21 protein-coding genes are annotated in these 24,299 nt (G+C 62.2%); 13 read left to right on the forward strand and 8 right to left on the reverse strand.

All coding sequences use genetic code 11. From position 1 onward, the window contains the following. Positions 1 to 23: 23 nt before the first annotated feature. Positions 24 to 848 carry an SDR family oxidoreductase gene (locus BJD99_RS06255; protein ID WP_084346332.1) on the forward strand — a complete coding sequence of 275 codons (825 nt, stop codon included), beginning with the start codon at positions 24 to 26 and terminating at the stop codon, positions 846 to 848. Further along, the gene (locus tag BJD99_RS06260) at positions 845 to 1,339 is read left to right on the forward strand and encodes an SRPBCC family protein (RefSeq protein WP_084345973.1); all 495 of its coding nucleotides are present in this window, start codon (positions 845 to 847) and stop codon (positions 1,337 to 1,339) included. The genes BJD99_RS06255 and BJD99_RS06260 overlap by 4 nt, the downstream gene beginning before the upstream one ends. Positions 1,340 to 1,363: 24 nt before the next feature. Here the strand turns inward: BJD99_RS06260 and BJD99_RS06265 are convergent, their stop codons facing one another. Next, positions 1,364 to 1,876 (reverse strand): DinB family protein, encoded by a 513-nt coding sequence (locus tag BJD99_RS06265; RefSeq protein WP_084346333.1) that lies wholly within the window; start codon positions 1,874 to 1,876, stop codon positions 1,364 to 1,366. Between the two features lie 181 nt (positions 1,877 to 2,057). Here BJD99_RS06265 and BJD99_RS06270 point away from each other — a divergent pair, with 181 nt between their 5' ends. The 4 genes from BJD99_RS06270 (at position 2,058) to BJD99_RS06285 (ending at position 5,835) form a co-directional block, all read left to right on the forward strand. Then, positions 2,058 to 3,077 carry an NADPH:quinone reductase gene (locus BJD99_RS06270; RefSeq protein ID WP_084345974.1) on the forward strand — a complete coding sequence of 340 codons (1,020 nt, stop codon included), beginning with the start codon at positions 2,058 to 2,060 and terminating at the stop codon, positions 3,075 to 3,077. Between the two features lie 75 nt (positions 3,078 to 3,152). Further along, positions 3,153 to 3,776: a bifunctional 2-polyprenyl-6-hydroxyphenol methylase/3-demethylubiquinol 3-O-methyltransferase UbiG gene (locus BJD99_RS06275; RefSeq protein WP_084346334.1), complete on the forward strand. Its 624-nt coding sequence runs from the start codon at positions 3,153 to 3,155 to the stop codon at positions 3,774 to 3,776. Between the two features lie 40 nt (positions 3,777 to 3,816). Further along, positions 3,817 to 4,191, forward strand: a complete 375-nt coding sequence (locus BJD99_RS06280) for a VanZ family protein (RefSeq protein ID WP_256895523.1) — start codon at positions 3,817 to 3,819, stop codon at positions 4,189 to 4,191. Positions 4,192 to 4,419: 228 nt separating this feature from the next. Then, the gene (locus BJD99_RS06285; RefSeq protein ID WP_084346336.1) at positions 4,420 to 5,835 is read left to right on the forward strand and encodes a stealth family protein; all 1,416 of its coding nucleotides are present in this window, start codon (positions 4,420 to 4,422) and stop codon (positions 5,833 to 5,835) included. On the opposite strand, the gene BJD99_RS06290 is transcribed toward BJD99_RS06285, so the two are convergent. The 3 genes from BJD99_RS06290 to BJD99_RS06300 all read right to left on the reverse strand — a co-directional run bounded on the left by BJD99_RS06290 (position 5,832) and on the right by BJD99_RS06300 (position 9,209). Next, complete coding sequence (locus BJD99_RS06290) at positions 5,832 to 6,740, reverse strand: phosphodiesterase (protein ID WP_084345975.1); 909 nt, start codon at positions 6,738 to 6,740, stop codon at positions 5,832 to 5,834. The genes BJD99_RS06285 and BJD99_RS06290 overlap by 4 nt on opposite strands. 185 nt (positions 6,741 to 6,925) lie before the next feature. Further along, positions 6,926 to 8,023 carry an acyl-CoA dehydrogenase family protein gene (locus BJD99_RS06295; RefSeq protein ID WP_084345976.1) on the reverse strand — a complete coding sequence of 366 codons (1,098 nt, stop codon included), beginning with the start codon at positions 8,021 to 8,023 and terminating at the stop codon, positions 6,926 to 6,928. A 10-nt stretch (positions 8,024 to 8,033) separates the two neighbouring features. Next, positions 8,034 to 9,209, reverse strand: coding sequence for an acyl-CoA dehydrogenase family protein (locus BJD99_RS06300; protein WP_084346337.1), 1,176 nt, complete (start codon positions 9,207 to 9,209; stop codon positions 8,034 to 8,036). Between the two features lie 75 nt (positions 9,210 to 9,284). On the opposite strand from BJD99_RS06300, the gene BJD99_RS06305 reads away from it, so the two are divergent. Genes BJD99_RS06305 through BJD99_RS06320 form a run of 4 tightly spaced genes read left to right on the forward strand, consistent with a single transcriptional unit; the run spans position 9,285 to position 12,607 of the window. Next, entirely contained in the window at positions 9,285 to 9,851 is a 567-nt protein-coding gene (locus tag BJD99_RS06305; RefSeq protein ID WP_084345977.1) for a histidine phosphatase family protein, read from the forward strand. Position 9,852: 1 nt separating this feature from the next. Then, the gene (locus BJD99_RS06310; protein WP_084345978.1) at positions 9,853 to 10,335 is read left to right on the forward strand and encodes a RidA family protein; all 483 of its coding nucleotides are present in this window, start codon (positions 9,853 to 9,855) and stop codon (positions 10,333 to 10,335) included. 41 nt (positions 10,336 to 10,376) lie between these two features. Next, positions 10,377 to 11,864 carry an ABC transporter permease subunit gene (locus tag BJD99_RS06315; protein WP_084345979.1) on the forward strand — a complete coding sequence of 496 codons (1,488 nt, stop codon included), beginning with the start codon at positions 10,377 to 10,379 and terminating at the stop codon, positions 11,862 to 11,864. Next, on the forward strand, positions 11,861 to 12,607 hold the full coding sequence (locus BJD99_RS06320; protein ID WP_084345980.1) for an amino acid ABC transporter ATP-binding protein: 747 nt from the start codon (positions 11,861 to 11,863) through the stop codon (positions 12,605 to 12,607). Before BJD99_RS06315 ends, BJD99_RS06320 begins: the two co-directional genes overlap by 4 nt. Positions 12,608 to 12,712: 105 nt before the next feature. Here the strand turns inward: BJD99_RS06320 and BJD99_RS06325 are convergent, their stop codons facing one another. Next, positions 12,713 to 14,533, reverse strand: coding sequence for a DEAD/DEAH box helicase (locus BJD99_RS06325; protein WP_256895524.1), 1,821 nt, complete (start codon positions 14,531 to 14,533; stop codon positions 12,713 to 12,715). A gap of 303 nt (positions 14,534 to 14,836) precedes the next feature. On the opposite strand from BJD99_RS06325, the gene BJD99_RS06330 reads away from it, so the two are divergent. After that, the gene (locus BJD99_RS06330) at positions 14,837 to 16,624 is read left to right on the forward strand and encodes a long-chain fatty acid--CoA ligase (protein ID WP_179142213.1); all 1,788 of its coding nucleotides are present in this window, start codon (positions 14,837 to 14,839) and stop codon (positions 16,622 to 16,624) included. A gap of 70 nt (positions 16,625 to 16,694) precedes the next feature. On the opposite strand, the gene BJD99_RS06335 is transcribed toward BJD99_RS06330, so the two are convergent. Beyond that, on the reverse strand, positions 16,695 to 17,324 hold the full coding sequence (locus tag BJD99_RS06335; RefSeq protein WP_084345982.1) for an alpha/beta hydrolase: 630 nt from the start codon (positions 17,322 to 17,324) through the stop codon (positions 16,695 to 16,697). 56 nt (positions 17,325 to 17,380) lie between these two features. Here BJD99_RS06335 and BJD99_RS06340 point away from each other — a divergent pair, with 56 nt between their 5' ends. Then, complete coding sequence (locus BJD99_RS06340; protein ID WP_084346339.1) at positions 17,381 to 20,809, forward strand: bifunctional RecB family nuclease/DEAD/DEAH box helicase; 3,429 nt, start codon at positions 17,381 to 17,383, stop codon at positions 20,807 to 20,809. Positions 20,810 to 20,837: 28 nt separating this feature from the next. Here the strand turns inward: BJD99_RS06340 and BJD99_RS06345 are convergent, their stop codons facing one another. Next, positions 20,838 to 22,124 carry an alanine racemase gene (locus tag BJD99_RS06345; protein WP_084346340.1) on the reverse strand — a complete coding sequence of 429 codons (1,287 nt, stop codon included), beginning with the start codon at positions 22,122 to 22,124 and terminating at the stop codon, positions 20,838 to 20,840. Positions 22,125 to 22,254: 130 nt separating this feature from the next. After that, positions 22,255 to 22,896 carry a TetR/AcrR family transcriptional regulator gene (locus tag BJD99_RS06350; RefSeq protein ID WP_084345983.1) on the reverse strand — a complete coding sequence of 214 codons (642 nt, stop codon included), beginning with the start codon at positions 22,894 to 22,896 and terminating at the stop codon, positions 22,255 to 22,257. A 77-nt stretch (positions 22,897 to 22,973) separates the two neighbouring features. On the opposite strand from BJD99_RS06350, the gene BJD99_RS06355 reads away from it, so the two are divergent. After that, positions 22,974 to 24,290, forward strand: coding sequence for a D-arabinono-1,4-lactone oxidase (locus BJD99_RS06355; protein ID WP_084345984.1), 1,317 nt, complete (start codon positions 22,974 to 22,976; stop codon positions 24,288 to 24,290). Positions 24,291 to 24,299: the final 9 nt, after the last annotated feature.

The raw sequence follows: 24,299 nt of genomic DNA on the forward strand, positions 1-24,299 counted from the left end.
TGTTGCTTCGCTACGGTGGACCCATGAGCCTCCCTCGACCTACGCCCGACAGCACTGCCGTCGTCACGGGGGCCTCCTCCGGAATCGGGGCAGCGATTGCCCGCGAACTAGCCGGCCGTGGGCACGGGGTGACCCTCGTGGCGCGAAGCGGCGAAAAATTGAGCGCTCTGGCCGAGGAATTGAATGCGCGCGGAGTCCGAGCCGAGGTCCTCTCCGCGGACCTGTCCGAGCGATCTGCGCGGAGCGAACTATTGGGCCGAATCGAAGCTCTGGGACTGGTACCGAACATCCTGGTGAACAACGCAGGACTGTCCACGCTCGGCCCGGTCGCATCCTCGGACCCGGAAGCCGAGTTGAACATGATCGAGGTCGACGTGGCTGCCGTCGCCGACCTCTGCAGCCGATTCCTGCCAGGCATGACGGCGAGACGACGCGGTGCCGTACTGAACGTTGCGTCGACCGCGGCGTTTCAGCCGCTCCCCGGTCAAGCTGGGTACGGCGCGTGCAAGGCATTCGTCCTTTCGTACACCCAAAGTCTCAGTGGCGAGCTACACGGAACCGGAGTCACCGCGACGGCTTTGTGCCCCGGACCGGTGGATACCGGATTCGGTGAGACAGCGGGCTTTTCGAAGGAAGATGCCGAGGCTGCACTTCCGTCCGTGATGTGGGTATCGCCCGAAGATGTCGCAAAGACCGCCGTCGACGGCATGGCGAAAGGGCAGATGGTCGCGATACCCGGCACCATCAACCGTATCGCATCGATGTTCGCCCAGGTGACGCCACGAAAGTTGTTGGTACCACTCCTCGCTCGCAACCATCCAGGCCTACGCAAAGGATCCACTTCATGACCCGCGAATTCACTGTGTCCGACAGCGCCATCGTCAAGGCTGACGCCGACACTCTCTACGCAGCCATCAGCGATCCGACGCAGATGGGTAACTGGAGCCCGGAAAACCTCGGCGCCGTGGTGCACAACCCCTTCGAAAGCGCTTACGTCGGAATGGTGTTCGACGGAAAGAACAAGCGCGGGCGTGCACGTTGGATCACCCGATGCACCGTCACTGTCGCAGATCCCGGGTCCGCGTTCGAGTTCCGCGTCCACGCGATCGGTGTGAAGACTCCTCGCTTCAAAGGTGCCAACGCGACGTGGCGGTACGACTTCGAACCGGCGCCCGGTGGCACCAAGGTCACCGAGACATGGACCGACGACCGCACGAAGTGGCCCGATACCGTAGCGCTCGTATTCGACAAGATCGCCACGAGCGGAAAGACATTCCCGCAGTTCCAACGTCGGAACATCGCGAAAACCCTCGACAACCTGCAGAAACGTTACGGCTGAGCCAAGCGGACGTACGGTGAGCAGCTACTTCCGCTCGAACAAGCCCCGTACATAGGCCGCTTGTCCACAGTGCTGGAGGTCATCGGACACCACCGACACCAGCCGCACGCCGAGTGTCACCGGGGGATCCCACTGCTGATCGACGACGCGATCGAGATCCTCGGCCGTCAGCGAGCCGAGATAGGCGACTGTCCTGGCGTGTACCGAGTCGTGGTAGCTGCGGAGAAGGTCGGCGTCGGCGCTCACCCGGGCGACATCGTCGGCGCTGTGGCCGTAGCCGATCGAAGAGCTCTCGAACGGTAGGCCGAATCTGCCCTCCCAGCCGTCCGAGGTCCACACCTGCTCCCCTCCTTCGACGCCTGCCACGTGATCATCCTGAACGCGGGTCAAGTGCCAGATCAGCCACGCAATCGTGTTGGCCTCCTCGTCCGGCCTGAAGGTGAGCGCCTCGGGAGAAATGTCGTCGAGGGTGTCGTGGACGACCCCTTTGATGCGGTCGAAGGCGTCGATGAGTACTCCGGCGTGATTCACGTGAATTGTCCTTTCGAAATACGGTGCAGATGGCGTGGTGGGATACCTACCACGACGGGCATACCCGACTGTGTTCGACGTGCAGACCCGACTGTGCAATTTTCATCACCGGGTTCGACGTGCATACCCGACTGGGCAATTTTCATCACCGGAATTTCCGGTACTGCCCAACCCGTTGCACCCTGATATGAAGGCAATCACATACACCAGGACCGGCGACACCTCTGTACTCGATCTCGTGGACCGAGAGATACCTGAACCGGGACCGGGCGAGGTTCGAGTGAAGGTAGCCGTATCCGGTGTCAACCCCACCGATTGGAAGAACCGAGCGGGTGCGCGCCCCGGGGACGCACTCGACTTCGAAGAGGTCGTGCCCAACCAGGACGGTGCAGGGACCGTGGATGCGGCAGGCACCGGCGTCGAAGGTCTGGCAGTCGGTGACCGGGTGTGGCTGTACCTCTCACAGCACCGGAGGCCGACCGGAACAGCACAGGAATACACCGTCGTCCCGGCCGAACGCGTCGTACGACTCCCCGAACACGTCGGCTTCGACGTCGGGGCCAGTCTCGGCGTACCCGCCATGACAGCCCACCGCGCACTGACCGTCTCCGAGGATGGCCCCTCGCGGTTACATCCCGGCGCGCTCGTCGGCAAGACGGTCCTGGTTGCAGGTGGTGCGGGAGCGGTCGGGCATGCGGCGATCCAGCTCGCGCGCTGGGCGGGAGCAACGGTCGTCACGACCGTCAGCGGCCCGGAAAAAGCAGCCCTCGCCACTTCCGCGGGGGCACATCACGTAGTGAATTACACAACGGGTGATGCCGCTGCCTCGATCCGAGCCATCGCCCCGGACGGGGTCGATCTGGTGGTCGAGGTCGCCCCGGCGCAGAACGCGGAGCTGAATGCCGCTGTCATCTCCACGCGTGCCTCGATTGCCGTGTACGCCAACAACGGCGGCAACACGATCACCCTCGATGTACGACCGAACATGGTGCTCAACACTCGCTACCAGTTCATTCTGCTCTACACCGTCGGCGAGGCGGCCCTGAAGGCAGCTCGGGAAGACGTCAGCGCTGCGGCAGGTGCCGGTGTTCTCGAGGTCGGCGAGAGCGCCGGTCTACCGTTGCACCGGTTCCCCTTGTCCGGCACAGCCGCTGCGCACGAGGCAGTTCAGAACGGCGTGACCGGAAAAGTTCTCATCGATGTCTGACACACCTTTCGGCCGCATTTGCCGAATCAGCAAATAAACTTGCGCATCTGCGAGTGCGTCGGCATTGTCATGGATATGCACACACACGACGACGCTCCGGCAGCCTTCGACCAGCCGTTCTGGGACAACCTGTACTCGGAACGACCCAACATCTGGAGCGGCCACGCCAACCAGGTACTGACCACAGAAGCGTCGAAGCTCACGCCAGGCAGCGCCCTCGACATCGGCAGCGGCGAAGGAGCCGACGCATTCTGGCTCGCGGACAACGGTTGGAAGACCACCGGCGCCGACATCTCCCCCATTGCCCTCGAACGCGCTCGGCAGGCACAAGGTGACCGAACCGTTAAGTGGCTCCACCGCGATCTCACCGAGTGGGCTCCACCCGCCACGTCGTTCGACCTGGTCAGTGCCCACTTCTTCCACCTGCCACCCGCCCAGTTCCAGCCGGCAGTCCTTCGCTTCGGCGACGCAGTCACCTCGGGCGGACACCTCCTGATCGTCGGACACAGCCCCTCCGACGCCCTGGCCGCGCAGCACGGACACGCCGAGATCCTGTTCACAGCCGATGAGGTCACCGCACTGTTCCCCACCGAGGCATGGTCCGTCGTCGTCGCCGAGAATCGTGCGCGAACCGGAACCACCCCCGAAGGCGAGCAGGTCGAGCGCGTCGACGCCGTCGCAGTGCTTCGCAAGCTCTGACCTCGCGAGAGGGAATGCAGGGGCAACTAGAGTGATGGCGATGTCCTTGCCGCACCGCTACTGGTTGCCTCTGCCGCTGCGCTACTACGTGCCACTGGCTCTGGCACTGATCGTCGCGATGATCATTCTGTTCACCCCCGCATCAGGCGTGCCCAGCGGATTCACCCACAGCGACAAGATCATTCACTTCACGCTCTTCTTCGCCCTCGCGTACACCTCACGTATCGCAGCGGTGTCGGTGTTGCGGACCGCCCTCTGGACGACAACTTTCGCGATAGCGTCCGAGATCCTTCAGGCCGTCCTACCGTTGGGCCGTAGCGGTTCCCTCCTCGACGCCGCATTCGATGTGGCAGGCGCGGCCGTGGGGGTGCTCGTTGCCATGCGCATAGTTCCGGTTCACTCCGCTATAGACTGACGGCACGCTCCGGGGGTTCTCGGCTCGCACGCCACTTCCGGAAGGGTCACCATTACCTCGACGTCCACGCCCCATGAGATCTATTTGGTCGCCCCCGAGCAAGACACGCTCGACCCGGTGATCGGTGAATCGCCCGAGTCCGTCGCGCGTCTGACGGACCGAACAGATGTGGTTGCGTACGACGGAAGATTCGCCTTGTCGATCACGTCCACGACGCCCCACCAGGCGATGGTCTTCGATCTGCTGTTCATCCGCGCGGCACTCGACAGTGCACGCATCCGGTACCTGCTGGTTCGCGGTAACGACAAGCGACCCGTCATTGCCATAGATGCTGCCGAGCGCGAGCCACTGCGTGCAGCACTGGTCGAGGCGTGCATGCAAGAGCCGTTCTACTCCAAAACGGTTGACATCAAGCGAGCCAAGACGGTACTGGTAGCCGACGGATCATTGTCGCCCGCCTCCGACGCCCGCATCTTTCGTCTCTACCGCCCCCGAATCGAACCGAACAGTGGCCTGCATTACGGCGCCTCGACGGCAGTTCAGATCGAACTGTGGGCATTTTCGCCCCAGGAGATCGTGCTTCCCGTCGAGAACTCACTGACCCGCCGCACCATCCGACGCGACGAAGCGGTGCGCGGAACCGTCGAACGCTTCGGAAAGTCTTGGCCGACAATCGAGAACATGTTCGCCGACCACGCGTCGGACATCAATTTCGATATCGACATCGTGTTCTCCTGGGTCGACGGCTCCTCCGCGGAGTTCCAAGCTCAACGCGCACGCCGCATGCAGAACTACATTGTCGGAGAAGGTGACTCCTCACCCGCACGATTCCGGCAGATCGACGAATTGAAGTATGCGCTTCGCTCGATCCATATGTACGCACCGTGGATTCGTCGCATCTTCGTCGCAACCGATTCCGACCGACCGAGCTGGCTCGCCGAAGATCCGCGCGTGACGTTCGTGCCCAGCGAAACGTTCTTCGTCGACACCTCCGTTCTGCCGACGCACAATTCACAGGCCGTCGAATCCCAGCTGCATCACATCCCCGGCCTGTCCGAACATTTCCTCTACTCCAACGACGACATGTTCTTCGGACGCCCCGTCGGCCCGCAGATGTTTTTCTCACCCGGCGGTATCAGCATGTTCATCGAAGCCGGCACCCGAATTGGGTTGGGCTACAACGACGAAGATCGCAGCGGGTTCGAGAACGCTGCCCGGGTCAACCGTCGACTGCTGCAGGACCGCTTCGGTCTGATGACCACCAGGCACCTGGAACACGCGGCAACGCCACTGCGCAAAAGCGTCATGCAGGAGATGGAGAACGAGTTCGCCGACGAGTTCGCTGCCACTGCCGCAAGCGTGTTCCGGGCCAGCACCAACATCTCGGTCACCAACTCGCTTTACCACTACTACGCGTTGATGAGCGGCCGGGCAGTGGTGCAGACGAACGCCAAAGTGACCTACATCGACACCACGTCGCATTCGGGACTCCATTCCATGGAGAACCTTCTGCCCAAACGCTCGATCGACTTCTTCTGCCTCAACGACGGCAGCTTTCCCGAGGTCGACCTCGAGGTGCGGACCCGTCGGGTCACCGAGTTCCTCGAAAGGTACTTCCCCATCGTCGCGCCCTGGGAAAGCTAGATACTGCTGAACCTCGGCCGCCGTGCGCTTTCGGCGATGGTCACCCCAGCCTCGTCCAGACGCCGAACGACCTCTTCGGCGGAGACGTATTCACCGACTGTCTCGTAGGTTCCGATGGGGACAACCGAGTGCACGACGTTGTCGTCGTAGAGGTGGACGAGGTTGTAGGCCTGAGCACCATCCCGGCCCCGGGTAGCACCGGGTGGGACGTTGAGGTCCTGGGTATAGCAGGTAGCGGACGCAACGGACACCGGAATGCCTGCGAAGGTCGCCGAAGTCGAATAGTGCAGGTGACCGGCCAGGATGGATCTGACGTCGCTCCCACGGAGCACATCCGCGAGTCGGTGCTGATCGAGCAACTCCACCAGCACCGCAAGATCCAACACCGCAGGCACCGGCGGGTGATGCATCGCCAGAATGGTGCCGAATTCGGCTTTCGTCTTGAGAATGCCTGCAAGCCAATCCAATTGGGCTTGCGTCACTTCGCCGTAGTGGTGACCGGGAACCGTCGAATCCAACGTGATGATGCGAAGTCCTGCCACCTCGTGCACACGGTCGACCGTCACGGTCGTCGGCGCCTGGTCGAGTAACCTGGACCGGAAGGTCGCACGGTCGTCGTGATTTCCCATCGCCCAGATGATCCGGGCACCTAGCGCATCGGCAACCGGCTCGACCAGCGCCCGCAGCGTGTCGTAAGCACCCGGCTCACCTCGGTCGGTGAGATCGCCGGTGAATACCAGCGCATCGGGGCGCACGCCGGACGTCTCGACGTCTGCGAGGATGCGACGCAGCGTGGCCGTACTGTCCACTCCACCGTACAAATCACCACCCTCGACAAGGTGGGTATCGCTGAGGTGCAGGAGGCAGTGATTCGGGCGTGGGTACTCAGCCGTCCGAGCCTTCATCGGTGTCTCGCTTCCGATCGGCCTTCTCGTGGGCACACTTTTCGCATGCCCTGTAGTTCACAGTAGCCAAACCCTCCAAAGGGAACACTCGGGGTACGGAGAATTTACGGAGAACGAACACCGAGACAGCTCCCCACACAGGTGAGTGGGAATCTCTCCGATTCCCACTCACCTGTCGGACCTTGCTACTTCGACAGCACGCGCAGGTGCTCGTCGGCACCGCCGAGCGTGTGCTCGATCGCGACGAGCCTGCTGACGTAATGTCCGACCGGATATTCGGCCGTGACGCCGATACCACCGTGCAGCTGAATCGCCTCCTGCCCCAGCTTGCGCGAGGACCGAGATATCTGCAGCTTCGACCGCGAGGCCACGAGCGGATCGACGACGTCGTCCGCGAGATTCATTGTCGCGTACAGCGCCATACTGCGCGCCAGTTCGAGCAAGACGTACATATCCGCTGCCCGGAACGTCAACGCCTGGAATTTGGCGAGCGGAACACCGAATTGCTTGCGCTGCTTCAGATAGTCCGTCGTCAGCCTCAATGCCTCTTCCATGGCACCGACAGCTTCGGCGCACAGTGCAGCCTGAGCCTTCACCTCCGAAGCGACGATGGCCGCGCTCGCATCTACGCCATCACCCAACGGCTCGGCCGCGACATCGGTCAGCGTGATCTGGGCCGCCCGGCCGCCATCGTGAGTCTGGTAGGACTTACGATCGAGCCCCGTCGCATCGCCGTCGACGAGAAACAGGCCTACCCCGCCGCCGGGAAGCGTGGCACTGACCACCAGTACATCGGCGCTGCCGCCTGATGGGACCGGATTCTTCGTACCGGTGATGGACCACGAACCGCCGTCCTCGGTCGCTGAAGTACTCACCGTGACGTTCGGCCAACGGCTGCCGGTTTCGTTGTGCGCGAAGGCAAGCAACGTACTGCCTTCGGCTACGCCGGGCAAGACGCGTCGACGCTGATCGACACTTCCGACCTCGGAGATCAACCCGCCCGGCACGAGCACCGCATCGAGTATCGGCTCCGGGGCGAGGCGACGTCCGACCTCGGTCATGACGGCCATGATCTCCACCGGACCGGCATCCATGCCGCCGTCGTCCTCGGAAAAGCTCAGTCCGAGTAGCCCGACTTCGGCGAGCTGCTTCCACACATCGGCCGACCAACCAGGTTCCGCGGCAACGATCTTGTTCCGCTTCTCGGTGTCATACGCCCTCGACAGCACCTCACGAGTGGTGTCACGCAGGAGTTTCTGTTCTTCGTTCAGTTCGAAATCCATGTCCTGCCCCTCACAATCCGAGAATCGTCGATGCGATGATCTGCCGCTGCACTTCGTTGGAGCCGCCGTAGATCGATACCTTGCGGTAGTTGAGGTACGTCGGTACCGAACGTTGTGCCCAACCGGGACTGTCGATGTCGTCGCCGGCCTCGTAGGGAAGCGAATCGGGTCCTGCGATGTCCATCAACATCTCGGTAGCCGCCTGCTGCAACTCCGATCCGCGAAGCTTCAGAATCGACGACGCAGGATTCGGCTTGCCGTCAGAAGATCCCGACACCATTCTCAGCTGTGTGAGTTCGAGTGCGAGAACTTCGTTTTCGAGCTCGGCGAACCGCGCCGCGAAGATCGGATCTTCGAGCAGCGTGCCGTCGGCAACGGCGGTGGCGGCCGCATGCTTCTTTGCCTGTTCCAGACGAACCTTCGTGTGTCCGACCCGGGTGACACCGGTGCGTTCGTTGCCGAGTAGGAACTTCGCGTAGCTCCACCCCTGGTTCTCCTCGCCCACAAGGTTCTCCGCTGGAACACGGACGTTTTCGAAGAACACCTCGTTGACCTCGACGCTGCCGTCGATCAACTTGATCGGGCGCACCGTGATGCCGGGCGTGTTCAAATCGATCAGCAGGAACGAGATCCCCGCCTGCTTCTTAGGGGCATCCGGGTTGGTCCGGACGAGAGCGAAGATCCAGTCGGCGTACTGCCCTAGCGTCGTCCACGTCTTCTGGCCGTTGACGATGTAGTCGTCGCCGTCGCGCAAGGCGGTGGTTCGCAGCGATGCGAGGTCCGATCCTGCCTCGGGCTCGGAGAATCCCTGACACCACCAGATGTCCAGATTCGCCGTCTTCGGGAGGAACTTCTCCTTCATCTCTTGCGAGCCGAAAGTAGCGATCACCGGTCCGACCATCGAGGCGTTGAATGCCAGTGGCTCGGGTACCGAGGCCAGCTGCATCTCGTCGAGCCAGATATGACGCTGAACCGGCGTCCAATCCCGCCCGCCGAACTCTGCAGGCCAATGCGGAACAGCCAGACCGTTCGCATTGAGAATTTGCATCGTCGTCACCATGTCTTGACGGCTCAGCTCGATGCCCACCTTGCTCTTCTCGCGTATTTCCGCGGGAATCTCAGTGGTGAAAAAAGTCCGCATTTCATCACGAAATGCGGCTTCCTTCTCTGTCAGGGCAAGATTCATTTTGGTCCCTCCGGACTCGACCACGTTGTCTCTTTCGACCGTACTCTCCAGTAGCTGGGATACTCTCCGGACACTATGACTTTGCTGGCACTGGTTCGACATGGCGAAACCGACTGGAATCTGCACGGTCGCCTCCAAGGCTCCTCGGATATCCCACTGAACTCGACCGGCCGCGCGCAAGCCCGCGAAGCCGTGTACGAACTCGAGGGCCACACCTGGGACCTGTTGGTGAGTTCGCCATTGTCGAGGGCTTCCGAGACGGCGGACATCATCGGATCGCATCTCGGGATCGAGCGCAGCGCCACCTATCCCGATCTCGCCGAACGACACTTCGGCGAGGCCGAGGGATTCACCGACTACGACGCGTACTCACACTGGCCGGACGGACTGTATCCAGGGCTGGAGCCGCGCGGCACCCTGATCGAGCGGGGAGTGCGCGCTGTCGATGAGATTGCGCAAACGTTTTCGGACTCCTCCGTGATCGCGGTCGCCCACGGCGGCATCATCCGAGCGATTCTCGGCGCCATCCGCGGTGTACCGTCGCCGCGCATCCTCAACGCAGGGGTGTCCACTCTCGTCCGCGACGAGACTGGATGGACGGTGCGCACGATCAACGGAATTCCGGCACGGAGGTACCACTGAGATGCACATCGAACGCAAGTTGGAAGAACTGGGATTCGTCCTTCCCGCCGAGGCTCACGCGCCGCCGGGATTCCAATTCTCCTTCGAATGGGTTCGCGTTCGAGGCGGCCGGGTGTACGTCACGGGTCACTCACCGCAGCGGGCGGACGGATCGATGGCAGGCCCCTTCGGCGCAGTGCCGTCGCACATCTCCCTCGACGAGGCCACGGACGCTGCACGAGACACGGCCCTGGCGGTACTCGCCAGCGTGCAACGCGCTATCGGCGACCTCGATCGAATCAGCGCCTGGCTCACGGTCTCGGGAATGGTCAACGCCGATCACGGGTTCACCCAGACGACGACCGTCATCAACGGCTTCTCCGATCTGATCCTGCAAGTGTTCGGCCCCGAAGTCGGAGCTCATGCGCGCAGCGCCATCGGAACGGCAGCACTACCGATGAACAACGCCGTGGTCGTATCGGCAGAAATAGAGATCGACGGGTAGGTTTCCTCTACCGAACGAGATGACGGAAGGCCTACTTCGAAGTGCATCGCAAAGTGCTCGCCCTGCTGGCCGTGCTGGTCGCACTGATGTCCGTGGCCGGGTGTGGGTCCTCCACAGGACCACTGATCGATACGGTCAAGGACAACGGTGTCCTCGTCGTCGGTACCGAAGGCACCTACAGCCCGTTCAGCTTTCAGGGCTCGAACGGACAACTCACCGGGTACGACATCGACGTGGTCGATGCCGTCGCGGGCGAACTCGGCGTCCGCGTCGAGTACGTACAAACGCCGTTCGACTCGATCTTCGCCGGACTTCAATCCGGGCGTTTCGACCTGATCGCCAATCAGGTCACGATCAACCCCGATCGACAGAACGCATACGACCTGTCCAAGCCGTACACGGTCTCCGAAGGCGAAATCCTCGACTCGGCGAACAGCACGTCGATCACCTCCGTCGCAGACCTCGCCGGCAAGACGACCGCACAATCCTCGACCAGCAACTGGGCTCAGGTCGCCGCTGACGCAGGCGCAAAAGTCGAAGCCGTCGAAGGGTTCGTGCAAGCCGTCACTCTCGTCAAAGACGGGCGCGTCGACGCCACCGTCAACGACAGTCTCGCTATCGCCGAGTATCTGAAACAGACCGGCGACACCGGCGTCAAAGTAGCGGCGCAGACCGGAGACACCAGCTACCAGGCATTCGCGGCCCGCAAAGACAGCGGCCTGATGGACGAAATCGACAATGCGATAGACACTTTGCAGGCGGACGGAACGCTCGACCGGATCTCCACCGAGTACTTCGGTTCCGCCGTCGCCGCGCCGACGGCAGACACCCAGGCACCGACGTCGGACGCATCAGGGGTCGAACCACAATCCAAGTTCGATCTGATCCTCGACAATCTGTGGCCGATGTTGAAGGCAACGCTGACGATGACCATCCCGCTGACGGCCATCAGCTTCGCCATCGGTCTCGTCATCGCGCTCGCAGTTGCACTGGCGCGCATCTCGTCGAACACAGCATTGTCTTCGGTAGCGCGCTTCTACGTGTCCATCGTTCGAGGCACGCCGCTACTGCTGCAGTTGTTCATCGTCTTCTACGCGCTGCCGCAGTTCGGAGTGGTGATCGACCCGTTCCCAGCTGCGGTGGTCGCATTCAGCTTGAACGTCGGCGGCTATGCGGCCGAGGTCATCAGAGCGGCCATCCTCAGCGTGCCGAAGGGGCAATGGGAAGCCTCGCAGACCATCGGCATGGGTTACCGAACGACGCTGCAGCGCATCATTCTTCCCCAGGCTCTGCGTACCGCTGTGCCTCCGCTGTCGAACACGTTGATCTCACTCGTCAAAGACACCTCGCTGGCGTCGACCATTCTGGTGACCGAATTGCTTCGCGTCGCGCAATTGGCAGCCGCACCGACGTTCGACTTCTTCGCTCTCTACAGCGTTGCCGCTCTGTACTACTGGGTGATCTGCATGATTCTTTCCTTCTTCCAAGGAAAACTCGAAGTCCGACTCGACAGGTATGTGGCGAAATGACCGACCTTCTCGACGTCAAGGCACTCAAAAAGTCGTTCGGCGAGATCGACGTGCTGTGCGACGTCTCCTTCTCCGTCCCGGCGGGGAGCGTCACCGTGATCATCGGGTCGTCCGGATCCGGCAAGACGACGGTGCTCAGATCGTTGAATGCACTCGACCCCGCCGATTCCGGGTCGATCCGGATCGGTGACGTCGCTGTGGACTTCGCAACCACAGTGTCCGCGGCAGACCTTCGACTCCTGCGGGCGCAAAGCGGAATGGTCTTCCAAAGCCACAATCTGTTCCCACACAAAACCGTCCTGCAGAACATCATCGAAGGTCCGGTGATCGTCCAGAAGCGTCCGAAAGACGAAGCGATCGCCGACGCTCTCACCCTGCTCGAGCAGGTCGGCCTCGAAACCAAAGCCGATCAATACCCGTTCCAACTGTCCGGCGGCCAGCAACAACGCGTCGGGATCGCCCGAGCCTTGGCGCTTCGACCGAAGCTCATGCTGTTCGACGAACCGACCTCCGCCCTCGATCCCGAACTGGTCGGCGAAGTACTCGCCGTCATCAAAAATCTTGCAGCACAGGGGTGGACGATGGTGATCGTCACCCACGAAATCCGCTTCGCCCAGCAGGTCGCCGATCAAGTTCTCTTCATCGAGGACGGCATCGTCCTCGAGCGCGGAACGCCAGAGGAAGTACTGGTCAATCCGACCGAGCCGCGGACGAGGCAGTTTCTGCAGCGGATCATGGGCTGACGAAGGCGGGTCCGCCCAAGAGAAACACCGTCCACTTACGCGTCGCACCGTCTGAAACAGGGTGCGACGCGTAGGCAGACGGTGTCTGTCTACTTATCGGCTTTCTCAGCGCCTGGGCTTGCCCTTGAACTTGCCGCCGCCGCCACTGCGTCCCGGAGGCCCGGAGTCGGGGGTCAGCTGAATCAGCACCCCACTGATCCGAGTACGACGCAACGCTTCGACCGTCTCGTCGGCTAGATCCGCAGGCAGTTCCACGAGCGAGTGATCCGGTCTGATGCTGATGTGCCCGAAGTCGCTGCGGCGTAGTCCGCCCTCGTTCGCGATAGCTCCGACGATGGCACCCGGCGCGACGTGATGACGCTTGCCGACGCTGATCCGATACGTCGCCATCTCCTGACCGGTCTTACGGTGATGAGAATCGGCCGCGTCTGCGTCGAACGTGCGCGGAGGCCTCGGCTCGCGTGGCTCCCGTGGTGCGCGCGGCGGGGCGGGCGGCTCGGGCTTGAGCAAGAACGCTTCACCGTCGCGGGACTGCACGGCGAGCGCTGCTGCGATATCCGCGAGCGGGACGTCGTGTGCCTGCACGTAATCCTCGACGAGCCGGCGGAACAAAGCGAGATTCTCGCTCTCGAGGCTCTCGGTGATCGAGTCCCCGAACTTGGTGACGCGTTGCGCGTTGACGTCGTCGACACTCGGCAACTGCATCTCGGTGATCGGCTGACGCGTCGCACGCTCGATCGCCTTGAGCAGGTGACGCTCCCGTGGCGCTACGAACAGCAACGCCTGACCGGCTCGGCCCGCTCGCCCGGTACGACCGATGCGGTGCACGTACGACTCGGTGTCATGCGGAATGTCGTAGTTGATGACGTGTGAAATGCGATCGACATCGAGACCACGAGCCGCGACGTCGGTGGCAACGAGAATGTCGATCTGGCCGTTCTTGAGCTGACCGATGGTCCGCTCGCGCTGAGCCTGCACGATGTCACCGTTGATCGCGGCCGCGGAGAATCCCCGTGCGCGCAGCTTCTCGGCGAGCTCCTCGGTGGCCTGCTTCGTTCGGACGAACATGATCATCGCTTCGAATTCTTCGACTTCGAAGATTCGTGTCAGTGCCTCGAGCTTGCGCTGATGTGCGACCTGCACGTAGCGCTGCGTGATGTTCGGTGCCGTCGAGGTCTTGGTCTTGACGGTGATCTCGACAGGATCGTGCAAATACTGCTTGGAGATCTTGCGGATCGCAGCAGGCATCGTGGCCGAGAAGAGAGCGACCTGTTTGTACTCGGGAGTATCCGAGAGAATTCGCTCGACATCCTCCTGGAAGCCCATCTTGAGCATCTCGTCGGCCTCGTCGAGAACCAGATACTCGAGGGCGGACAGGTCGAGCGTGCCCTTCTCCAGGTGATCGATGACGCGACCGGGGGTACCCACGATGATCTGCGCACCCTTGCGCAGACCCGAGAGCTGAATACCGTATGCCTGACCGCCGTAGATAGGCAGGATGTGCAGGCCAGGGATGTGCGAGGCGTACTTGCCGAACGCCTCGGCCACCTGCAGCGCAAGCTCACGCGTCGGTGCCAACACCAACGCCTGCGGAACACGCCGCGACACGTCGAGCCGCGAGAGGATCGGCACCGCGAACGCCGCAGTTTTGCCGGTACCGGTCTGAGCCAATCCGACAACGTCGTTGCCTGCCATCAGCGGCGGAATGGTGGCAGCCTGAATAGGCGACGGTGTCTCGTATCCCACGTCCCGCAGGGCCTGCAGAACACGTTCCTCGATTCCGAGGTCGGCGAAAGTAAGCTGCGGAGCTTCTTCGGACGCAGCGTCCGGGGCGGGGGTCGAGTCGGTGGGCGCCGGTGCCGACCTATTCGAAATTGCTTCGTCACTCGTCACGGCGGCATCCTGATTCGGCTCTGTTGTGCTCATATGCAACCCAGTTTAGTCCCTGCGACCGACCCAGTGGACCGAGTGCCGAGAATTCATGGTCACGCACCCACCGGCCGCAGTGGTTCTCATCCCCCGATCCGACCGACGGCGATATCGGGGGCAGATAAGGAGAGAAGCCTCGAACCTCCGTGCGACAACGGTTAAGGTCCACCCAGAGTTACACCAAAACTCGGTAGATCTGGCCGAAAGTTCGCAATCCGGACACCCCATCGGTAGTGCACGCCGGCCAAGAGTGTGATGAAATGCACATCTATTACGTCATTTTCCCGGAGGGGTCCCACAGTGCGAGAATATTCTGTACCTGCGTCATTCACCATTCCCGAAGACGCATCCATGGCAGATTCGGTGTTCCGGTACGAAAAGGAGTCCCCGAACCTCGTACCGTTCGTGCGGATGCAGAACGGTTCGTGGACCGACGTCACCGCAGCTCAGTTCGCCAAGGAAGTATCTGCAGTTGCAAAGGGACTCATTGCCTCCGGAGTCGAACTGGGCGATCGCGTCGCAATCCTGTCCGCAACTCGTTACGAGTGGGTTCTCCTCGACTACGCGATCTGGACCGCCGGCGGATGCACGGTCGCGATCTACGAGACATCCTCGGCTGATCAGGCTCAGTGGATCCTCGAAGATTCCGCTACCAAGATCCTGTTCATCGAATCCGTGGCACATGCCGAGGCGTTGAAAGAGGTCACCGAAGGCGCCGCCGACCTGCGTGAGGTACTGCAGATCGACGCAGGCGCAGTCGAAGAACTGAGCAAGCGCGGCGCAGCGATCACCGATGAAGAACTGCACACCCGTCGCAAGCAGGTCGGCGCGTCCTCGCCTGCAACGCTGATCTACACCTCCGGCACCACCGGCCGCCCCAAGGGCGTGCAGCTGACGCACTCCAACTTCTACGCCGAGGTCCAGGCAGTTCAGTTGGCGCTGCACGATTCGATGAAGGAGGGCAACCGTACGCTCATGTTCCTGCCGATGGCACACGTGTTCGCGCGGGCAATCTCCTTCGGCGCGTTCGAATCCAAAGTCACCGTGGGGCACACGGCCGACGTCACGACCCTCGTCGACCAGTTCGCCGTCTTCAAGCCGGACTTCATCCTGTCGGTACCGCGCGTGTTCGAGAAGGTCTACAACTCTGCCAAGCAGAAGGCGCACGATGGCGGCAAGGGCGGAATCTTCGACAAGGCCGCCGCAACCGCAATCGAGTGGAGCGAGGCCAAGGAAAAGGGCGGAGCCGGCCTCGTTCTCAATCTCAAGCACGCACTGTTCGACAAGCTCGTCTACTCCAAGCTGCGTGCCGCTCTCGGCGGCAATTGTGTGCGGGCCGTCTCGGGCGGCGGCCCCCTCGGAGCACGCCTCGGGCACTTCTTCCGCGGAATCGGCGTCCCGGTGTACGAGGGCTACGGCCTCACCGAAACCAGCGCAGCAGTCACCGTCAACACCACGGCAGAGCAGCGCGTGGGCACGGTCGGCAAACCGCTCAACGGTCACGCTGTTAAGGTCGCCGAGGACGGCGAACTACTCCTCAAGGGGCCAGTGGTCTTCAGCGGCTACTGGCACAACGACAAAGCCACCGCCGAGTCCATTGTCGACGGATGGTTCCACACCGGGGACCTCGCCTCCATCGATCAGGACGGTTACGTCTCCATCACCGGCCGCAAGAAGGAAATCATCGTCACCGCCGGTGGCAAGAACGTTGCACCCGCTGTACTCGAGGACGCACTGCGCGCGCACGCGCTCATCAGCCAGACCCTCGTCGTCGGCGACGCCAAGCCCTTCATCGGCGCGCTGATCACCCTCGATCCCGAGGCACTGCCCGGCTGGAAGCAACGCCACGGGCTGTCCGAAACCGTTGCCTTCGCGGAACTGTCGATCCACGTCGATCTCGTTGCCGAGATCGACAAGGCCGTCGCCGAAGCGAACAAGAAGGTCTCCAAGCCCGAGCAGATCAAGAAGTACAAGATCCTCGAGCAGGACTTCACGGTGGAGACCGGAGAGTTGACCCCGACGCTCAAGCTCAAGCGGAACATCATCCACCAGGAGCGCAGCTCGGTCATCGAGTCGATCTACAGCTGACCTACCCGTGTGACGTGCATGTCTGCTGTTCGGGCATGCACGTCACACCTTTATGCCTACACACCTATGTCTATACAGCTGTATCTATACAGCCGAGCATGAACTCGGCCGCGTCGAGCGAGACGGTCCGGTGGATCTTCTCGTGCAACAGATCATGACCGGCATTGTCGTATTCCTTCAACTGAGCACCCGGCACCGACGGAATCCACGTGCGAACAGCATCTATCGACGCCATCCGGTCGTCCATGCCGTGCAGCGCCAGGATAGGCACGGTCGAGCTGCACAGATCAGCGCCGGCTGCACCGACGACCGACTTCGGGGTCGCACACAACACCGCCGAGGTGAATCGGCTCGAATCCTTGTCGAGAGCAGCAATCGCGGTTGCCGCGCCCAACGAATGCCCCATCAGGGCCACCGGGATGCCGTCACGCTCGGACTGCGCTATCGCTGCGAGCTGAAGGGCGTTGTCAGCAAGACCTTCGATCTGCGAGGCATCGGACAGCTCGCCCTCGGTGAGACCGTGGCCGACGTGGTCGATGGCCCATACATCGATGTCGCACCCGTTCATCACCCGCGCGAACCGATGGTAATGGCCGCTGTTCTGTCCCAATCCGTGGAGGAACACCACGATGAGACGGGGGTGTGCCGTCGTCCATGATCGGTAATGAACGGCACCGGTGACTCCCTCGAAAAACGGCATTGGACCATCTTGCCTGTTTAGGTTCCGTGTCGGTGCATTCCCCTACAGTTATGCGCGTGTTCCTCTTGGACGATCAGGTAATTTACAGCGCCAGCGATCTCGCGGCGGCCTCGTCCTGCGAGTTCGGTCTGCTCCGACGACTCGACAGCTTGAACGGGCTCGTGCGGCGTGTTGCCGCCGAACCCGATCCGATGCTGGAGCGAACATCAGCACTCGGCCTCGCACACGAACGCACGCAGCTGGCACGGTTCGAAGAGCAGTTTCCGGGCGGAGTGCTGACGATGGAGAGGCCGGGCCGCACCCGTCAAGAACTCGCCGACGCCGACTGGTCGACGTTCACAGCGTTGACCTCCCGCACCCCGGTGCTCTATCAGGCGACCTTCTTCGACGGCCGATTCCTCGGATTCTGCGACTTCCTGGTAGCCGACGGGGACCGCTACAGCGTCTACGACACCAAATTGTCTCGTCATGCAAAGGTTCCTGCGCTACTTCAGTTGGCGGCGTACGCCGACTCACTGCAGCGCGGTGGAATCACGCCATCCGATCACGTGCATCTGATGCTCGGCGACGGCAGCACTTCCAGCCACACCCTCACCGAAATACTTGCCGTCTATCGGCAGTCCCGCGAGAACCTTCAACGCATACTCGACGAACATCAGGCGGAGGGGACCGCTGTCGGGTGGGCAGATACGAGATATTCCGCGTGCGGCCGGTGCGATACCTGCGCGGTGCAGGTCGAGGAACACCGAGACCTGATCCTTGTTGCGGGTATGCGCAGTTCGGCGCGCGAGCGACTGATCGACGCAGGCATCTCGACTATCGAAGAGCTCGCCGCCTCGGCCGGTCCGGTGGACGGCATGTCGGACAGAACATCGACGAGTCTGCGGGCACAGGCCGCACTGCAGGTGCGTCAGGAGCGCACCGGCGCCGCCGAATTCGACATCTTCGACGCTCAGGGTCTCGGCTCGATCCCAGAACCGGACCCTGGTGACATCTTCTTCGACTTCGAAGGCGACCCGCTCTGGGCCGATCCGGCACATCCGAACGACTGGGGTCTGGAGTACCTCTTCGGTGTTCTGAACACGGACTTGTCGTTCGAGCCGTTCTGGGCACACGATCGCAACCAGGAACGTCAGGCGCTGATCGATTTCCTCGCCTACGTCACGGCCCGGCGCGCTGAATACCCGAACATGCACGTCTACCACTACGCCCCGTACGAGAAAACAGCGTTACTTCGGCTGGCAGGCCGGTACGGCGTCGGCGAGGACACCGTGGACGATTTGTTGCGGCACGAGGTCCTGGTGGATCTGTATCCGATCGTGCGCGCGTCGGTCCGCATCGGTGCCAGGTCGTACAGCATCAAGAAGCTCGAACCGCTCTACATGCCCGCGGACAGATCGGGAGACGTCACGAATGCCGCGGCCTCGATCGTCGAGTACGCACACTGGTGCGAGTTCCGCGATGCAGGCAAGGATGTCGCGGCGGCGGAACTGCTGAACGAGATCGCCGAGTACAACCGGACGGACTGCGTCTCCACGATCGAGCTCCGCGATTGGCTTCTCGCCAGGGCTTCAGACGCCGGGGTCACGCCCCGCAAGCCGAGCGAACCGGTCGTGGAAAGGGAAGACACTGCAACCCCACTGGAAATCTCACTCGGCGAGTACGCCGGCCTGCCCTGGAATCGAACACCGGCTCAGCAGGCGGTTGCCATGTACGCGGGCGCCGTCGGCTTTCACCGACGCGAACGTAAGCCTTTCTGGTGGGCGCACTTCGACAGACTGACCGACCCTGTCGACGAGTGGGCCGACGCCGCCGACGTCATGAAGATCGATCACGTGGAAGTTCTCCACGATTGGATGAAAACCGCGCCACGCCAACGAGTTCTACGTAGGAAACTGAGAGTTGTCGGTGAACTGTCCAATGGTGTCATCGGTGGAGTCGGTCATACGGTCAGACTGTTGTACGACAATCCGTCACCCGAGGGGTTGGACAAGCTGCACCAGACCCATCGTGGTTCGTCCATGGCGAAGATCGTCGACGTCGGGTTCGCCGGCACCCGAGATGCCGTCATCGTCGAGGAATCTCTGAGAGCGGGCACCGAGCCGTATTTCGATGCTCCGATCGCGACAGCTCCGGATCGACCCGTACCCACCGCAAGCCTCGAGTCCGCAATCGAGACCGCCGCCACCGAGGTCGATGACACGCTGCCCGATCTGCCACTGACCGCCGTGGCCGACCTGATGGCGCTGTCGCCACCTCGAACCACATCGGGCAATCGGCTTCCACCCGTAAACGGAAACGACTATGCCTCGGCCATCACAGCAGCGCTTCTCGACCTCGACCACTCGTACCTTGCGGTTCAAGGCCCGCCCGGAACAGGAAAGACCTACACCGCATCCAAGGTGATAGCCCACCTTGTGCGCGAGCATCATTGGCGCATCGGAGTTGTCGGACAATCACACATGGTGGTCGACAATCTTCTCGCCACCGTCGTCAAGGCAGGAGTCGACGCCCGATCGGTCGGTAAGAAAGCACCGACCGAACAGACCGTATTGAAAGAAACCGAGTACCCAGGCTTCGTTGCCGACGCAGATCGCGGCTGCGTCGTCGGCGGGACGGCATGGGACTTCTCGCATTCCACCCGGGTAGTTCCTGGGTCGCTCGATCTTCTCGTGATCGACGAAGCCGGCCAATTCTCACTGGCCAACACCATCGCCGTCGCCGGTGCAGCTCGAAATCTGTTGCTGCTGGGCGATCCACAACAACTACCCCAGGTAAGCCAGGGAACCCACCCCGAACCCGTCGACCGATCGGCGCTCGGTTGGCTCGCTGCCGGACACGGCGCCCTTCCTGCCGATCGCGGTTACTTCCTGGCTACCACGTGGCGTATGCATCCGGCACTGTGCGCGCCAGTATCGGCGCTGGCGTACGAGGGGCGCCTCGAGTCGAACTGCGAGGTGACCGAGGCACGAAACCTCGACGGACTCGCCCCCGGCCTGCACACCGTCCTTGTCGATCATCACGGGAACTCGACGGGCTCGCCGGAAGAAGCCGCGGAGATCGCCACTCGCATTCAGGGACTGATCGGCAACGAGTGGACGGACCCTGCGTCGTTCGAGGGGACCCGAGCACTCGCCGCATCGGACTTTCTCGTCGTCGCCGCATACAACGCACAGGTCGCTGTCATCCTCGCCCACCTCGCAGAGGTCGGCCTCGACGAGGTTCCGGTGGGAACCGTCGACAAGATTCAAGGCCGTCAGGCTCCGGTGGTCCTCGTCTCGATGGCCGCCTCGTCCGTCGACGACGTCCCCCGAGGAATGGGATTTCTGCTCTCACGCAACAGACTGAACGTAGCAATCTCGCGTGGCCAGTGGGCCGCATTTCTCATCCGGTCCCGCAGCCTCACTCAGCACCTCCCCACAACCCCCGACGGGCTCGTCACATTGGGAACCTTCATGGCACTGAGTAATCGCGGGCAGGGGTAACAGCGGGCAGGGGTAACAGCGGGCATGACTAGCCGAAGTTCTTCGACTCTCCTCGGTAGGTCGGGACCGCCGACCGTCCACCGTCCGCGTCGATGACGTACAGCGTGTCGAAGCGCTCGCACACTTCACCTGCCTTGGCGTGACGGAACCAGATTCGGTCACCGATCGCAACCGATTCGGCATTACGCAGCGGCGTCTGAACCTCGCCTGCGCCTTCGTTTCGGATCAGCTTCAACCCGCCACGCGTCACCCCGCGCACCACATTCGAGAACCCGACAGGCAACGGCACTCGCGTCGCCGACACCGGACCCGAAGCGATGTACCCGCCGCCGAATGCCGTCGCGATCGACGCGGTGGGCTTGCGGAGAACCGGCAACGCGAAATACAGGGCCGGATTCGGCGGAAAAGCCTTGTAGCGGTCGAACAGCGCGGGCAGAAAAAGTCCCGAACCGGCAGTGACCTCGGTGACGACGGGATCCGCCGAGGTCACCTCGAGTGAACCGGTACCACCACCATTGACGATTTCCAAGGGTCCGACCACGTCGGTCACTGCGCTGACCACTGCCTGGCGCCGCACCAGAAGCTCCGATGCCGACAGACGCTTCATCAGCTCGACAGCGCGATTCGAGTCCGGCAACCCCGCGATCTGGGCTTCGTAGAACATCACTCCGACGACGTGGAAGCCTCGCGCATGCGCGATGCGTGCGAGTTCGGCGACCTGCGCCGGCTCACGTAGCGGAGAGCGCCTCACCCCGATATGAGCGGGTCCGATCCGCAGCGAAGCATCGACATCGATACAGATGCGCGGGGCGAGTCGATCGGAACCTGCTGCGGCCCGAATGATATCGAGATGTGCAACGTCGTCGGCCATGAGAGTGATGCGTGAAGACAGCACCGGATCACGGGTGATCGCGGCAAGGGATGTGGTGTCGACGCTCGGGTACCCCATGAGGATGTCGACGGCGCCATCGACTCCGTGCTGATCACCGGCACCTGCGAGCCACAGGGCTTCCGCCGTCGAGTACGCCATGATTCCCTGGAACCCTTGCCCGGCAGCCGTATTCGATCCAGCCGTGGTTTCGGTGACCCGATCCCTTCCGAGGACACGGCCGAGTATCGCTCGCGATCGCACCGACTTGCTGGCGACCCGAACCGGTAGCGCATTGCTGCGAGTAATCAACTGGGACGCGTTGAAGTCCAACGCAACCGAGTCCACGGCAGCGAAAGGTGGTTCCAGATCCTTGGTGGCCGAAGCGATACGTTCGAGGGCCGCGTCTTGCGTGGCAGTGTCGTGAGTGGCTGCGTCATGCTTGATCCGACCGAGAAGTGACGTCACTGAGCTGTCTTCCTTTTCGTCTAATCGCTAGTGTCCGATCAATACTGTCCGATCGATACTGCGGGGGGCGGTCAGTCAAGCATCGGGAGCACGGTTTTGCCAGCGACCGTCACAGATCGACGGCCTTGGCCGCTATCAGAGCAGACAGTTCGTCGAGCTGCGCGATCACTGCCATCTCGTCTCGATCCACCAGCCAACGCAGGACCATACCGTCGATGACGGCCATGCCGAACCGTGCCACCGCGTCAGGTGGCTCCAGCCATCGGATACCGGCATGAGCGGCGCAGCGCTCGAAGAACTCCAGGGCTTCGGTGTCGCGGATGGCGTACTGACCGGTGGCGATCTGGGCTGCCTGTTCCGAACCGAGTGCGCGGTGGCGCAAGAGGTACGTCTTGATCTCGTAGGACAGCAGTTGGCGGTCTGCGGACTGCTCGATGACCGGCCAGATACCGCTCAGGCCGCTGTGCAGAAGTTCTCGAAGTCCGCGGACGCCGGTAAGTTCGCGTGCATCCACCGCTCGTTCGAATGCGCCGTGCAACGCGCCGATCACCTCGGCGATCAGCCGCTCACCCATGGCAATAACGAGAGCTTCCTTCGATTCGAACCAGTAGTAGACAGCAGCCTGGGTGACGCCCGCTTCTTCGGCGACGCCGCGAACGGTCAACGCCTCGAGGCCGACGTGCTCGGCTCGCTGCACCGCATAAGCCACCAACTGCGCGCGGCGCGCATCTGCCGACAACTGGGTCTGCATGCCCACGATAGTAGGCCCAGGCAGAGCAATACGCCGGAAAAATTGACCGTGTCGGGCGTGCGATCCATAGTTATGCCATGACGGGGCATACGTGGAAAAATTGGGCCGGAAATCAGATCGCACGTCCGGCGGAGTACCTCGCGCCTCGAACGATCGACGAGCTGAGGTCGGTGGTCCTACGGGCAGCCGAGAGTGGCCTTCGCGTCAAATGCGTCGGCGCCGGCCATTCGTTCACCTCGATTGCCGTGACCGACGGAGTGCAAGTCAGCCTCGACATGCTTTACGGAATCGAATCGGTTGTCCCCGGGGCCGACGGCTCCACTTTGGTGACCGTGCTCGCCGGGACTCGATTGCGGGAGCTGACGGCTCGTCTGTGGGACCTCGGGCTGGCGATGACCAATCTCGGCGACATCGACTCTCAATCCGTGGCGGGGGCAATCTCGACGGGTACCCACGGGACCGGTGCACGGTTCGGTGGCCTCGCCACACAGGTTCGGGCCCTCGAGATACTCACCGCCGACGGACAGCTGATCAACTGTTCGGCGATGTTCGATACCGACCTCTTCGACGCTGCCCGTGTCGGGATCGGTGCGCTCGGCATCATCACCAAGGTGACTTTGGCCTGCGAGCCTGCCTTTGCGCTGCACGCCGTCGAGGCACCGGCGACGCTCGACGGAACGCTTGCGCACCTGGACGAGTCCGTCTCCGGCGTCGACCACTTCGAGTTCTACTGGTTTCCGCACACCGATCGGGTGCTGACCAAGCGAAACACGCGGCTACCGGCGGACACGCCACTGTCCCCGCTCGGGTCGGTTCGGGCCTACATCGACGACGAGTTGTTGTCCAACACGGTCTTCGAGGTCGTCAATCGAGCAGTGACGAGGTTTCCCCGTGCAACTCCGCGCATCAACATGTTCTCTGCACGGGCATTGTCTGCTCGCGAGTTCACCGACCGTAGCTATCGAGTATTCGCGTCCTCCCGCACCGTCAGGTTCCGCGAAATGGAGTACGCGGTACCGGCAGAATCGACCACGTATGTGTTGCGCGAAATCGATCGATGGCTGGAGTCTTCTGCCGTCACGGTCGCGTTTCCCGTAGAAGTGCGGTTCGCTGCGGGGGACGACATCTGGCTCTCGACCGCCTACGGCCGAGATACCGCTTACATCGCCGTCCATCAATATCACCGCGTGGACCATCGCGAGTATTTCGACGCGGTCGAAGCGATTGCGCGCAGTGTCGGTGGCAGGCCGCACTGGGGAAAGCTGAACTCGCTTCGGGCCGAGGAGTTCGCCGGAACGTACGAGCACTTCGACGACTTCTGCGACATCCGTGACAAGTTCGATCCGGACAGGTTGTTCGACAACGAGTACCTTCAGCAGCGGTTACGCAAGTAGACGCGAGCC

It is taken from the genome of Rhodococcus sp. 1163 (assembly GCF_002091985.1).
Lineage (GTDB): Bacteria > Actinomycetota > Actinomycetes > Mycobacteriales > Mycobacteriaceae > Rhodococcoides.

Bases quoted from the DNA above. Each gene is read 5' to 3' on its own strand.
- BJD99_RS06280 (WP_256895523.1), top strand. From the start codon at position 3,817: ATGTCCTTGCCGCACCGCTACTGGTTGCCTCTGCCGCTGCGCTACTAC.
- BJD99_RS06285 (WP_084346336.1), top strand. From the start codon at position 4,420: ATGGTCTTCGATCTGCTGTTCATCCGCGCGGCACTCGACAGTGCACGC.
- BJD99_RS06290 (WP_084345975.1), bottom strand. From the start codon at position 6,740: ATGAAGGCTCGGACGGCTGAGTACCCACGCCCGAATCACTGCCTCCTG.
- BJD99_RS06270 (WP_084345974.1), top strand. From the start codon at position 2,058: ATGAAGGCAATCACATACACCAGGACCGGCGACACCTCTGTACTCGAT.
- BJD99_RS06320 (WP_084345980.1), top strand. From the start codon at position 11,861: ATGACCGACCTTCTCGACGTCAAGGCACTCAAAAAGTCGTTCGGCGAG.
- BJD99_RS06260 (WP_084345973.1), top strand. From the start codon at position 845: ATGACCCGCGAATTCACTGTGTCCGACAGCGCCATCGTCAAGGCTGAC.
- BJD99_RS06335 (WP_084345982.1), bottom strand. From the start codon at position 17,324: ATGCCGTTTTTCGAGGGAGTCACCGGTGCCGTTCATTACCGATCATGG.
- BJD99_RS06310 (WP_084345978.1), top strand. From the start codon at position 9,853: ATGCACATCGAACGCAAGTTGGAAGAACTGGGATTCGTCCTTCCCGCC.
- BJD99_RS06350 (WP_084345983.1), bottom strand. From the start codon at position 22,896: ATGCAGACCCAGTTGTCGGCAGATGCGCGCCGCGCGCAGTTGGTGGCT.
- BJD99_RS06305 (WP_084345977.1), top strand. From the start codon at position 9,285: ATGACTTTGCTGGCACTGGTTCGACATGGCGAAACCGACTGGAATCTG.
- BJD99_RS06355 (WP_084345984.1), top strand. From the start codon at position 22,974: ATGACGGGGCATACGTGGAAAAATTGGGCCGGAAATCAGATCGCACGT.
- BJD99_RS06300 (WP_084346337.1), bottom strand. From the start codon at position 9,209: ATGAATCTTGCCCTGACAGAGAAGGAAGCCGCATTTCGTGATGAAATG.
- BJD99_RS06255 (WP_084346332.1), top strand. From the start codon at position 24: ATGAGCCTCCCTCGACCTACGCCCGACAGCACTGCCGTCGTCACGGGG.
- BJD99_RS06295 (WP_084345976.1), bottom strand. From the start codon at position 8,023: ATGGATTTCGAACTGAACGAAGAACAGAAACTCCTGCGTGACACCACT.
- BJD99_RS06275 (WP_084346334.1), top strand. From the start codon at position 3,153: ATGCACACACACGACGACGCTCCGGCAGCCTTCGACCAGCCGTTCTGG.
- BJD99_RS06325 (WP_256895524.1), bottom strand. From the start codon at position 14,533: ATGAGCACAACAGAGCCGAATCAGGATGCCGCCGTGACGAGTGACGAA.